The organism is Oceanobacillus sp. J11TS1, assembly GCF_018333215.1.
Lineage (GTDB): Bacteria > Bacillota > Bacilli > Bacillales > Amphibacillaceae > Oceanobacillus.
Window position 1 is genome coordinate 21,372 of record NZ_BORO01000018.1, and the last position, 12,900, is coordinate 34,271.

At 39.5% G+C, this 12,900-nt stretch carries 12 protein-coding genes; 7 read left to right on the forward strand and 5 right to left on the reverse strand.

The annotated features are described in order from the left end of the window. The first annotated feature begins 130 nt into the window (after nt 1–130). The 4 genes from KI343_RS13625 to KI343_RS13640 all read left to right on the forward strand — a co-directional run bounded on the left by KI343_RS13625 (nt 131) and on the right by KI343_RS13640 (nt 4,895). Entirely contained in the window at nt 131–1,465 is a 1,335-nt protein-coding gene (locus tag KI343_RS13625; RefSeq protein WP_212927010.1) for a 6-phospho-beta-glucosidase, read from the forward strand. A 602-nt stretch (nt 1,466–2,067) separates the two neighbouring features. Then, on the forward strand, nt 2,068–2,511 hold the full coding sequence (locus KI343_RS13630) for a hypothetical protein (RefSeq protein ID WP_212926977.1): 444 nt from the start codon (nt 2,068–2,070) through the stop codon (nt 2,509–2,511). Between the two features lie 43 nt (nt 2,512–2,554). Beyond that, nucleotides 2,555–3,910, forward strand: coding sequence for a tripartite tricarboxylate transporter permease (locus tag KI343_RS13635; protein WP_212926978.1), 1,356 nt, complete (start codon nt 2,555–2,557; stop codon nt 3,908–3,910). Nucleotides 3,911–4,049: 139 nt separating this feature from the next. Then, complete coding sequence (locus KI343_RS13640; protein ID WP_212926979.1) at nt 4,050–4,895, forward strand: Cof-type HAD-IIB family hydrolase; 846 nt, start codon at nt 4,050–4,052, stop codon at nt 4,893–4,895. Between the two features lie 107 nt (nt 4,896–5,002). Here the strand turns inward: KI343_RS13640 and ytvI are convergent, their stop codons facing one another. From ytvI to KI343_RS13655, 3 genes are all read right to left on the reverse strand, one after another. Beyond that, the gene (gene ytvI / locus KI343_RS13645) at nt 5,003–6,088 is read right to left on the reverse strand and encodes a sporulation integral membrane protein YtvI (protein WP_212926980.1); all 1,086 of its coding nucleotides are present in this window, start codon (nt 6,086–6,088) and stop codon (nt 5,003–5,005) included. Between the two features lie 261 nt (nt 6,089–6,349). Then, nucleotides 6,350–6,838 carry a DUF3887 domain-containing protein gene (locus KI343_RS13650; RefSeq protein ID WP_212926981.1) on the reverse strand — a complete coding sequence of 163 codons (489 nt, stop codon included), beginning with the start codon at nt 6,836–6,838 and terminating at the stop codon, nt 6,350–6,352. A 2-nt stretch (nt 6,839–6,840) separates the two neighbouring features. Next, entirely contained in the window at nt 6,841–8,193 is a 1,353-nt protein-coding gene (locus KI343_RS13655) for an alpha/beta hydrolase (protein WP_212926982.1), read from the reverse strand. A 160-nt stretch (nt 8,194–8,353) separates the two neighbouring features. Between KI343_RS13655 and KI343_RS13660 the strand changes: the two genes are divergently transcribed. Together KI343_RS13660 and KI343_RS13665 are read left to right on the forward strand one after the other, a co-directional pair. Beyond that, a complete protein-coding gene (locus tag KI343_RS13660) occupies nt 8,354–8,761 on the forward strand; it encodes a secondary thiamine-phosphate synthase enzyme YjbQ (protein WP_212926983.1) in 408 nt (135 codons plus the stop codon). Nucleotides 8,762–8,795: 34 nt separating this feature from the next. Next, the gene (locus tag KI343_RS13665; protein ID WP_244856950.1) at nt 8,796–9,533 is read left to right on the forward strand and encodes a tyrosine-protein phosphatase; all 738 of its coding nucleotides are present in this window, start codon (nt 8,796–8,798) and stop codon (nt 9,531–9,533) included. Between the two features lie 53 nt (nt 9,534–9,586). Here KI343_RS13665 and KI343_RS13670 read toward each other — a convergent pair whose 3' ends face one another. Beyond that, nucleotides 9,587–9,961 carry a hypothetical protein gene (locus KI343_RS13670; RefSeq protein ID WP_244856951.1) on the reverse strand — a complete coding sequence of 125 codons (375 nt, stop codon included), beginning with the start codon at nt 9,959–9,961 and terminating at the stop codon, nt 9,587–9,589. An 89-nt stretch (nt 9,962–10,050) separates the two neighbouring features. Continuing rightward, on the reverse strand, nt 10,051–10,302 hold the full coding sequence (locus KI343_RS13675) for a GlsB/YeaQ/YmgE family stress response membrane protein (RefSeq protein WP_212926984.1): 252 nt from the start codon (nt 10,300–10,302) through the stop codon (nt 10,051–10,053). Nucleotides 10,303–10,669: 367 nt separating this feature from the next. Here KI343_RS13675 and asnB point away from each other — a divergent pair, with 367 nt between their 5' ends. Further along, a complete protein-coding gene (gene asnB / locus KI343_RS13680) occupies nt 10,670–12,565 on the forward strand; it encodes an asparagine synthase (glutamine-hydrolyzing) (protein WP_212926985.1) in 1,896 nt (631 codons plus the stop codon). Nucleotides 12,566–12,900 lie beyond the last annotated feature (335 nt).

Sequence of the window (12,900 nt, forward strand, 5' to 3'; positions counted from 1 at the left end):
TGACTTCTGACGTTACTCGAAACTAGATGACTGCAGTTTATTTACCCCAATACTGAATGCGGATACAATGGATGTATTCGTTATGAAATTTAGATTGTTAAATTACAAATTACCTGGGGGTGCAACGCATATGACAAAAGGTATTAAAATTGCAACAATTGGCGGGGGATCAAGTTATACTCCTGAATTAGTAGAAGGATTTATAAAACGATATGATGAGTTCCCGGTTCAAGAGTTATGGTTAGTAGATGTGGAAGCAGGAAAAGAAAAATTGGAAATCGTTGGGAACCTTGCAAAAAGAATGATTGAAAAAGCAGGCCTTCCAATCGAAGTTCATTTAACACTCGATAGAAGAGCTGCTTTAAAGGATGCTGATTTTGTTACAACCCAATTTCGAGTAGGATTACTAGATGCTCGTGCAAAAGATGAAAGTATTCCATTAAAATATGGTGTTCTCGGACAAGAGACAAATGGGCCTGGCGGATTATTTAAAGGATTACGAACCATCCCGGTAATTTTAGATATTTGTAAGGATATGGAAGAATTGTGTCCGGATGCTTGGTTAATCAACTTTACGAATCCGGCTGGTATGGTAACTGAAGCCGTACTACGCTATTCGAATATCAAAAAAGTGGTAGGATTGTGCAATGTGCCAATCGGAATGGAAATGGGCATTGCCAATTTATTAGATGTCGATCATTCGCGAATCCGTATTGATTTTGCCGGTCTAAATCACATGGTTTACGGGCTGGACGTCTATGTTGATGGAGAGAGTGTAAAGGAAGAGGTTATCCAAAAACTATCTGACCCAGAAAATAGCAGCTTCGTTAAGAATATCGATGGAATGGGGTGGGAGCCTGCGTTTATCCAATCATTAGATGCTTTGACATGCCCATACCATATGTATTACTACAAATCGAAGGAAATGTTGGATAAAGCTTTTGAAAGCTCCAAAGCAGAAGGTACGCGTGCTGAGGTCGTTCAACAATTAGAAAAAGAATTATTCGAGCTCTATAAAGATGAAAACCTTGATATCAAACCACCTCAATTAGAAGAACGCGGCGGGGCGTATTACTCGGATGCAGCGGTTCGCTTGATTACATCTATTTACAACGACAAACGTGACATTCAACCAGTAAACACAATGAATCGCGGGGCAATTGCCAGTATTCCTGATGAATCAGCAGTTGAAATCAGTTGTGTTATTACAAAAGACGGCCCAATCCCGTTAACTATAGGAGATCTGCCGGTTGCTGCCCGTGGCCTTGTCCAACAAATTAAGTCATTTGAACGTATTGCGGCAGAAGCAGCGGTAACAGGCGATTATAATAAAGCGGTCCTTGCTTTAACGATTAATCCTTTAACACCGAGTGATGCGATTGCAAAACAAATTGTGGATGAAATGATGGAAGCGCATAAAGAGCATCTCCCTCAATTTTTTCAAAAAGAAAAAGTAATGCAATAGTGTGATGTTGGTAGCTAAGTAGAATTCTAGCAATACAGATTTTAGAAATGAAATCTGTATTGCTTTTAATTTGAGATTGATCAGTCCTCGCTCCATGGGAAGCCCCCGTTCAAGCCAGGACCCGCTCCAATTTGAAGGAAGGCGCTCCGCTCAAGCCAGAACCCGCTCCAAAATCTAGAAAGGCGCTCCAACCAAGCTCGGATCCGCTCCAAATCAGAGGAAAGCGCTCCACCCAAGGCAGGATCCGCTCGAAATCAGGGGAAAGCGCTCCACTCAGGATCCGCTCGAGATCAGGGGAAAGCGCTCCACCCAAGCACCAATCCGCTCCAACATCAGGTAAAAGCGCTCCATCCAAGCCAGAACCCGCTCCAAATCAGAGGAAAACCGCTCCATCCAAGCCCCCCACTCACCTGATTAAAATCTATACTATATATTAAACGGGCAGTATCAGCAAATAAGCAGATTCCCATCATAATTAAAATAATTAGTATCTGGTAATAGAATTTAGTATAATTAGCTTGTGTGTAGTATAATCAGGTTATTTCATCCTGCAATCAAATGAATTCAGACGATACTTTTATAGAGAAAGGTGTTTGAAAAAGATGACGGAACATGAACAGAAGAGTTCCCAGACTTACGTTGAAATTATTGGCGATACTGTGGTTGGGAAGCATTTAATCTTTACAATTCTCATTAGTGTAGTGTTTAGTTTCATTGGCTTTTTTATTGGCAGAGAACTTATTTTTCCGCGAATTGCTCCAGAAGAAATGGTGCAGTCTTATTCACTGCTATTGGGTATAGCTGGCAGTGTGACAGGTTTGGTGATTAATACGTTTTTATTTAAGCCAAAAAGAACATTAAATGAAACAGCATCTACCAATAATGAATTAACCGAAATATATAAGGATCTGCAATTAGATATGGAAGAGGAACGTGAATCCATTTTAAATGATCCGGTAACTATCCAAGAGATGAAAGAACAAGGATTTTATGAAATGTTTATTCCGGATGAGGGGGAGCAGGATCGTTCGAAAGAGAAGAAATAATGTAAAGCATTTATCAACCTAGAAAAGAGGAGAATGAACAAAAATGGATGTATTACTGATATCAATCGTATTAGCGGTTGTTGCGGGGATTATATTTACCGGTATTGGTTTGATTTCCGGTTCAGATGAGACTGCTGTTCTTGTTCCGGCAACATTAATTGTTGTTTTATTGGGAGCACCTCCAGAGGCTGTATTCGCATTTTTTATGTCGGCAGTCCTTTCCAAGCATCTGACGCATGCAATCCCTACTGCGTTAATGGGAGTGCCTGGAGATACAACAGCGACACCAATGTTGGATCATGCCAATTTTATGCGGCGAATCGGCTTGCCGCATATTGCATTACGAAAAATGATTTCAGGAGGGATTATTGGTGCCTTTATTGCTCTTCCTGTGTCATTAGCATTTGCTGTTTTCTTGAGTCAGTTTGGGGAGTTTTTTCAAAAGAACGCTGGAATTATCTTCACATTAGCAGCTGTTCTTATTGGTTATTTTTCCAAAGGACGCTGGGCAAGTATTATTTTAATTATTCCATTTGCGCTGGTGGTTCAGGGACTTAACTTAGTCAGCACAACCATTTTAGGATCGGGTTTATCGACTAGCTTCTTTCTGGGGATTGCAATTGGGCCGATGTTTACGGATATTTTATTAGCATCCTCCAAGAGTGGGCGTTTGATGATTCAACGTCATGAGCCAAATGAGTATAAATTAGCTCCGGAAAAGAAATCTTGGTCTGGCTATTTTCCGAATCCTTTTAAAGTGTTAACGAAAAAACAATCCGCAGCAGTCGGCGGAACGTCTTTCTTGTCTTCTTTAACTTTTGCTTTAAGTCCTGTTGGAATGACTGCACTTATGGGAGAAGTTATCGGCTCTCGTGTAAAAGGGCAATATAAGAAATCAACCACAAGCCTTTCCACAATGAATGGTGTGACTGAATCCACTTATATTGCGGAGACGATTATTCCGCTAGTTGCGTTCGGAATTCCGCTCAGCCCTGTAGCGATTGGGCCGGCACAAGGATTATTTAATGCACCGCCTGTATTTACAACAGAACCAGTTCATAATTTGCATACATTAATGGAACCAATGGACTTTCTTCTGTATGGATTTATTGGAATTATTATTGCGGCAGTTCTTGCTTATCCATTTTCAATGAACTTCGCCCGAAAAGCAACGGTGCTCGTTTTAAAATACATCAACCAAGAAGCGATTATCGCCATGTTTATTGGAATCGTTACGTTGCTTGCGTTTTATGAGGGCGGCCTTATCAGTGTTGCCGTTACTTTTTCCATGGCGATGGTTGGCGGACTGTTGAATCGATTCCTCGGGGTAGGAGTAGGTGTTCAATTTATGATTTTCTACGGCTCCAGCTGGATTGTAGCGACATTATTCGGTCTATAATATTTTCTGACCCTTATGGTGGGACATGCAAGTGCGGTCCCATCATTTTTGTTACGTAAAAAAGAAAGGCGCAGAACCCTCCAAGAACTATAGGGGTATCGGGATATGATAAAATAGGGCTTGGAAGGAAGTGAAGCTGATGAAGTTAATTGCAATTGATTTAGACGGTACATTATTAGGGGAAGATGGCAAAATTAGTGAAGCCAATCAAGAGGCTATCCGTAAGAGACAAGCAAATGGAGATATGGTGACCTTTTGTTCGGGCAGATCCCTGCATGATATGCGCGCGATTGCGGCTGAGTCGGATTTAGAGGTTCCGTTGATATGTGCAAACGGAGCATTAACCGAAGTAAATGGAGAAATTATCCGCAGTCAGATCCTTGTTGGGGACAAGTTAGTGGAATTAATGGAAAAAGTCTCGGAAGCTAAGTTATATTATGAAATTTATACCAATAACGGCGTATATATTGAAAAGAATAAAAAGCAAATCCTTGAAGAAGAAAAGGAAAGCCTCTTTGATACGCCGGAGGAAAAAGAAAGAGCGAATGAGATTATCCAAATACAGAATAGCCAGTATGGCATCGTGGAGGTAGATGATTACTTAGAAGCAGGCGTTACAGAATTAGAGCCTTATAAATTATTTATCCTGACCTTCCGCCGCGAAGAATTAGAAAAGCTGGAGGAAAAATGGAGGGACAGGGAGGATATTGCTTTAACAACTTCAGGCTATCAAAAATTAGAAATTTCCCATCCGGATGCTAGTAAAGGGAATGCATTCGCTGAATTAGCAGCGTATTATAACGTTCCACAGGAAAATACAGTTGCCATTGGAGATAATTTTAATGATGTGTCGATGTTCCAATATGCAGGAACCGCGATCGCTATGAAGAATGCGGAACCAAAAGTAAAGGAATACGCAAATCATGTGACGAAAAACAATGATGAAGATGGCGTTGGCTATGCACTTAATGAACTGATCGATTAAAATTGGATTAACCTCGTAAAAAAATCCGAACTGGATTCCCGTTTTCAAATAAGAAAGCGTGAAACCCTGTTCGGATTTTTAAGTGTAACATTTCGCTTTAAAATGCACTATTCTTCTACTTTTTCAATCGATTTCTTCTTCACAAATTGGAATAAGCCAACCTCATTTGCTGCTTGAAATGCACTGACAACGAACGGTCCAAAAATTAATCCAAGGACACCGAAGAAGACAAAACCAAAATACATGGATAAGACAGTTGGTAATGCAGCTAGTCCCATCTGATCACCGAGTACTTTTGGTTCGGTAATCCGTCTGATAATGAGTAAGAACAATGCGAGTACCATTAACTGCATACCTGTTGGAATATCTCCAATCAGCATCATGAGTCCGCCCCATGGAACAAGGATTAGGGCAGGACCGACGTAGAGCGGAATAATGTCCACAATCCAGATAATAAAGGTCATTAACAGCGCAAATCGAGGGGAGATATATAATAGGCTCAAATACGTAAGCACAAAAATCATAACACTTAATAAAAATTGGGCTTTCCAATATCCCCAGAAAACCGTTCGTAAACGTTGGAAGAAAGTTTTTAACTTTGTAGCTGTTTTTTCTGGGAAAAGAGAGAAAAATGCTTGAAATAGTTTCGGTAAATCAAGGCTAAATAAGAAGAAAGTAATTAAATAGACAAGAGAAATAAAGAGCAGGTTAGGGATAGATTGCACCCATGAACCGAGCATGCCGATGATGCCTTCCACCAGGTCATATCCCGTATTTAACAGGCGTTCTGATTGACGTTCCAGCTCACTAATAATCGCATCACGCTGCGGTAAATCTGCAATGAGGTCATTAAATTTATAAATAATCTCATTGATAATGGATTGAATCTCACTTCCATATCTGGGAACATTATAACTCCACTCTATAATGCGGCTGATCGTGCTTGTAAGCATGATGTAAATCAATGCGCATGCTGCTGCAACGAATGTCGTAAAAACAATGGTTACCGGCCAAATCCGTTTTTCTGTTTTCAAGGCGCTTCCTAACAGCTTCACGAGTGGTTCAAAGATAATGGCTGTCAATAAAGCTAATAAGACTGGAACAAATACGGAAAAATAAAAATATAAGAATATGGCTAATGCTACGATAAAAATACCGATAATAATTTTCTTAAGTAATGATTGATTTAACAAAAGCTTTCCCCCTGCCGATAAGACGATAAATTCACATAATATTATTTTATCACGGAATCACCGTCCGTAAAACTACTGCGTGAAATAAAGTATGAGACCAGGTGAGCTGCTCTCCCCGCTGCAGCGAAGCATCATTTTGGAATATTAGATGTTCAAAAAATCAGTCACACTTGTTCGAGAAAAGAACGGCTTGATAAGAGCTCCCAAACCGTGCGGAAGCTCTTCATAGGAGCTTCCGCAACACACAAGAAGTCTGTATTCTTATTGAATATAAAATCCGCCTACTTCATTCTTGCCATTAATGGATACATTTAAAATAAACGGCTGTTCGCCAAATGAACTTTCATAAATAAAGGAATGGTAGCCATCTATTTCTTGTTCCTCCACATAATCAAACCCATTAAATTCCCCAAAATCGGTAACAAGCTGACTCCAAAGCGCTTCTAGATCTTGGGCAGTTATTTCAGATGCCATCCTATCATCAAATAGCGCTTCTGCCTGCGCAAATTCTTCATCCGCTACAAGTGTTAAAAATTCTTCCGCTGTTTTAGAGGCTTCTTCTGGCGTTATGGAAACAGTATCTTCCTCATCGGCGTTTTCCTCTTGCGCTTTGTTTTCTTCCTTGGTTGTTGTATCCTCTTCGTTATTTGCATTATCTGTTTCAGAGGATGAATCTGAATTTCCGCAAGCTACTAAGACAGTAATCGATAAAATAGTTGTACATAAAATAATTAACTTTTTTAATTTCATGGTTATTCCCCTTTCTCTTTATTCCTTCCTTGCTCGTGAATCCAGTCACTTATGTCTGAAATCACTTGTTTATCAACATGGCCGGGAATCTCGTATTCTTGAGCGGTGCCTTTGTTTTCTCCTTGTGACAAAATGAAGCTATGATTAAGATTTGGATAGCTTTTTAATACTGCTTGCGGTTCATTATCAAACAAGCTTTGCCATGCAGCAAAATCCTTTTCCGCACTTATTTGAAAATCCGCCTCTCCTTGAAGAATTAACATCGGTTTCTTGGAGTCAAGAGCAAGTTGGCCGACGTCGTATTGAGCCATTTCGTGAAAATAGTAGCCGCTCATACCTGCAAAATGATAGCGCATCGCTTCTTCTTTAGGCATATCTTGAAGGCTTGCGAGGAGTTCTTTTAATGCATCGGCTTGATCGATTTGTTTTTCTTTTGCTTCGTCGCTAAGATTTTCAGGGATTGCATTTACTTGTTGGTCGTAGATGATTTCCCAAAATGGGCGGGGCGGTCCGGCTAAAATAATCATCCCTGCTGTACCTGCTTGGTCATCAATGCGTGGCGCAAGCATTCCACCGAGGGAGTGCCCGCCGATATATACGTGGTCGGCTTGAATCCGTTCATCTGCTTGCAACAATGTTGCTGCTTCGACGGCATCATCAATTGTTTCTTCATTGACAGTTTGTTCAGCTCCGAAATCCTCCATCATTTTTTCTACATGCGCATAGGTGCGCTTATCATACCGCAGAACAGCAATACCTTCTTCTCCTAATCCGTAAGCAATATCTTTGAATGGTTTGTAAGCAAAAATTTCTTCATCCATATTGCTAGGGCCGGACCCATGAACAAGGACGACTGCTGGAAAAGGCCCTTCTTTATCAGCAGGCAGTGTTAATTTTGCCTTTAAAGGATAGCCTTCTTCTGCCTCGATGATCATCTCTTCTTCTGTTACGGAATCAGGCAACGTTAATTCTTGAGGCGGCCGCTGAATTCGTAAGCTATTTAGTTTTGTTTCTTCTTTTTCTTCAACCCAACGCATTTCAACTTCAACGGTTGCATCGTTAAAAATGACTTCACTGGAAGCAACAGTCACTTCCTCTTTTGTAGCAACCTTAACTTCGCTTATTTCCTCGGGTGTATCTCCTCGATTTGCTTCCCAGGATTGTTGTAGATCAGCGGCAGGGTATTTGTCTCTCAATGCTTCTGAAAAGAAATCTTGTTCTATTTGCTGGTACGCTTCCTCGTGCAATTGGTAAATGACTTCTTCCGTTTTCTCTTTTACGGTATCCTCTTGGCTCATGCAAGCAGAGAGGATAAGGAGCGTAAGGCTGAAGAGAAACACACATCTTTTTCGCAACACAGTCACCTCCTTTTTGGGTAGAAGTAAGTTCCATCCTCTTCTATCACATACGTTTTAAAACAAATAATGTTTCAAACAAAACCAAATTGTTTGTTAATGGGGTGTTCATCCGTTAAGCTAATCTATAGGATATCTCTAGGAAAGAGGGTTGAAAAAGATGCCTACAAAAACAGAAGTATTTCAAATCCAAACCAATGAGAAGCAGACCTTTGTTTTTTTAGATAAACAGCTGGAAGAAATTTTAGCAAAAAGCGGTGTGCAAGATGGAATCATGATTGTGTATTGTCCGCATACCACAGGCGCCATTACAATCAACGAAAATGCGGATCCAGATGTACGGCGTGACTTATCTCTTGGTCTAAACGAAACCTTTCCAAATAAAGCAGCGTATGTTCACATGGAAGGAAATTCAGATGGCCATATGAAATCCTCAGTCGTCGGAGCAAGTGAAACATTAATTATTTCAGATGGGCAGCTCATTCTTGGAACATGGCAGAGTGTTTACTTTTGTGAGTTTGACGGACCAAGAACAAGGAAAATTTATGTTAAAATCATAGAAGGGTAAGAAAAAGCGTTGTGAATAGAGGAGAGACGAAAGATTGACAATAGAATCATTATTATTTAACCAAGAAAGATATTTTGAATTAGAAGGTACACAAAATCTTCGTGATTTAGGAGGCTATCCAACGAAGGATGGCAAGCAAACAAAGTGGGGAAAATACTTTCGAGCAGACTCCTTACACAATGTAACGCCAGAGGGGCATGCCTTTCTACAAAAAGAAAAAGGGATTCATACCATTATTGATTTGCGCTTTAGTATGGAAGGAAAATATAAAAAAGAAGATAAAGAACTTTATGATTTTCATAACATTCCCTTGCTGGATCCGGCTACGTTCACCACAAAAATTCCTAAAAGTCTGGTGGAAATGTATATTGTAATGTTGGATAGCAGTAAGGCGAAATTTAAAGAAATAATGGATATTTTTCTGGAGCATAAAGGGGATCCTGTTCTTTTCCATTGCCGAGTTGGTAAGGATCGGACGGGTGTACTTGCGGCTATGTTATTAGATTTAGCAGGTGTGCCAAGAGATATCATTGTGAAAGATTATGCTTTAACAGCTCAATATAAGAAGATAACGGATGAGGAACTTGATCATCGTCCACCGCTCATGACACGTAATCAATTTAAAACTTTATTAGGCTGTGAGCCTGCTTATATGGAAGAGTTTTTGGACTTTTTATATAAGAAGTATGGGGATACAGCTGGTTTCTTAAAAACAATCGGACTTACCGAGGAAGAAATAAAAGCACTGCGTGATGATTTTGTAGAAGAATAATAGAGAGAAGGGAGACATACGGTTTATATCGTTGTCTCCCTTAAAATAAATTCTTAATAATAATTTGAGTATGGGTAGTTGTGATAATACCCTGGTGGTCCTGGTGGTCCCGGCGGTCCGGGAGGGCCAGGCGGACCATAATATCCCATGGGTCCCATAGGGCCAGGCGGTCCTGGTGGTCCAGGGGGGCCATAAAAACCAGGCCTAGGTCCGAACGCACTTCCCAATAAACCGCCAGCTAAGCCACCGATAAACGGAAAAAAGAATCCGCGCTGACCGGTTTGATGGGCTTCATGCTGGCCAAACGGTTGATTCGGGTATGGACCATATGGTGAAGCAGGCATATCAAATGACTGCTCTGGATGATGATTATCCATCACTTGATATTCATCTGCATGCGAATACTCATGATATGGGTTAGGTTGCATTAGCATTCCTCTTTTCTATATGAGCTATATACCTAACCTATGCGAATATCGCCATTTTGTTCATCATTTACGTATCATAAGCAGCAGCTCTATTTACGGAACATACGCATAATAAAGCTGACAATGATAATAAGGATGATGGCACCAATTAAAGCAGGGATAATAAAGAATCCTCCCATTTCAGGTCCCCATTGTCCGAATAAAGAAGAGCCAATCCAAGCTCCAATGAAACCAGCTAGGATATTTCCGATAATTCCACCTGGTAAGTCTTTACTTACAATAAGGCCAGCTATCCAACCGATAATTCCTCCAATAATTAAACTCCAAATAAAACTTAGCATAATATCATTCCTTTCTTTATTTGCTTATTTATATATTTCCAAGTTTCCATGACTTTAAACAAAACAATAATAATTAATTTAAGGTTGCCCGTTATTGGTGATTTTAGTCATTTTTATGGACTAACATTCAAAATCAGCGGTCACTAGCATAGCTGCATCCGCGTTGTCAACCACAGATTTAGGAGAAGCGTTCGGAAAAATTTCCTGTTGAGAAAAAAATAAATATAAAAAAAAGAATTATGGGATGATTAATTGTAAAGTTAAGGATATAATTAGATTGGTATTTAGATGAACTACATACGCATGTTTTTCTAACTAAACGAATTATTTAATACATTAATTTAATACATTAAAGGGGAATATATATATGTGTGGGTTTGTTGGATTATTTTCTAATCAGCATTTAGCTTTTTCTAACGAAGAAGTAGAATTATTTAAAGAACGAAATGACTTAATTACACATCGTGGACCGGATGATGAAGGATACTTCGCAGAGGATGGCGTATTCTTTGGTTTTCGACGTTTAAGTATTATAGATATTGAAGCAGGAAGTCAGCCATTAAGTTATCAAGATGACCAAATCTGGTTGGTTTTTAATGGGGAAATTTATAATTATAAAGAATTACGTGCAGATCTTATGGAAGAGGGATATACCTTCAAAACCGAATCTGATACAGAAGTAATTGCAGCGCTTTTTGCAAAATATAAGGAAGAAGCTTTCTCTCACCTACGCGGTATGTTTGGAATTATGGTATGGGATAAGACGACAGAAACGTTATATGGCGCACGTGATCCATTTGGTATAAAACCATTTTATTATGAAGAGAAAGAAGACAAGCTTATCTGCGCATCAGAGCGGAAGAGTATTACCTTATTCCGTGATGAAGAAGCGATTAATGAAGAAGCACTTCAACGGTATTTCAGTTTCCAATTTGTGCCAGAGCCAGATACTTTAACAAACGGCATAAAAAAATTAGAGCCTGGTCATTATTTCACAAAAAAACATGGCGAGCCAATGCAGATAAAACGCTTCTGGAAAGCTGCGTTTGCACCGGTAATCATGGAAAAAAATCAATGGATCGAACGTATCCAGAATGTACTTTTTGATTCTGTAGAAAAACATATGCGCAGTGATGTGCCTGTAGGATCTTTCCTTTCTGGCGGAATTGATTCCTCTATTATTGCATCCATTGCGAAACAAATGAATCCAAATATCCAAACTTTCTCTGTGGGCTTTGAACGTGATGGCTATTCTGAAATCGATGTGGCCAAGGAGACTGCGGAGAAATTAGGCGTAAATAATACGTCCTATATTGTTACACCAGAGGAGTATATTGAAAATCTTCCACAAATTATTTGGCATATGGATGATCCGTTAGCAGATCCTTCCTGTGTTCCATTGTACTTTGTTGCGAGAGAAGCGAAAAAACAAGTGAAGGTCGTTCTATCTGGTGAAGGCGCAGATGAATTATTTGGCGGATACAACATTTATCGCGAACCGGAATCATTAAAAGTATTCCAGTCTATTCCAAAGCCAGTAAAACATATGTTAGCGAAAGTGGCGCATGTATTGCCTGAGGGAGTACGCGGGAAAAGCTTCTTAGAACGTGGAACCACACCATTATCCGAGCGTTATATCGGTAATGCAAAAATGTTTGAAGACGAGCAATTAAAAGAGTTGATGCAACATTATAATCCGTCCTTATCTTACCGAGATGTGACATCCAATTTATTTAAAGAAGCGAATGAATATCCTTTAGTTAATCAAATGCAATATGTGGATATTCATACCTGGATGCGCGGCGACATTTTATTGAAAGCAGACCGCATGACCATGGCGAATGCGTTAGAGCTTCGCGTACCATTCTTGGATAAAGAGGTCTTCCGTGTGGCAAGTGAACTACCGGTCGATTTAAAAATTGCAAATGGAACAACAAAATACATCCTTCGTGAAGCTGCAAAAGGAATCGTTCCAGATCACGTATTAAATCGTAAAAAACTGGGATTCCCTGTACCGATGCGTCATTGGTTGAAAAACGAGCTGCATGACTGGGCAGTGAATTTAATCCATGAAAGTAATACAGAACAATATATTAAGAAAGATTTTGTGCTCGATTTATTAGAGAAACATTGTCAGAATAAAGGCGATTACAGCCGTAAAATCTGGACTGTGCTTGTCTTTATGGTTTGGCATAAAGTATATATTGAAAAAGGATATGATATTAAACTCTATCCAAGTGAAAAACAGCCTGTCACTGTTTGATGAGGTAATTATTTTATGAATATGGCCCTAGGAATTCCTGCAAGATGGATTTCTTAGGACCTTATTTTGGTTTAGAGAGAATTTTGCGTGTATAACCCAGGTAAGCTAACTGGATTATAAAAGGAAGGTCTATAAACTAGCTATTTGCCAAAGGCTTTGTCCATAATGAAGAAAAAAATATTGGTTAAAGACAAATCCGAAGCCCCATTCAAACGTTTTGTAAGTATGGAATAGGTTCTTCGGATTTTTTGAATGGCATAAGTATAGGGAAATTTCCCTGATAAAATAGACGTTTCGTTATAATCTGATTCTTAATTAATAGAAGGGAGTCTACG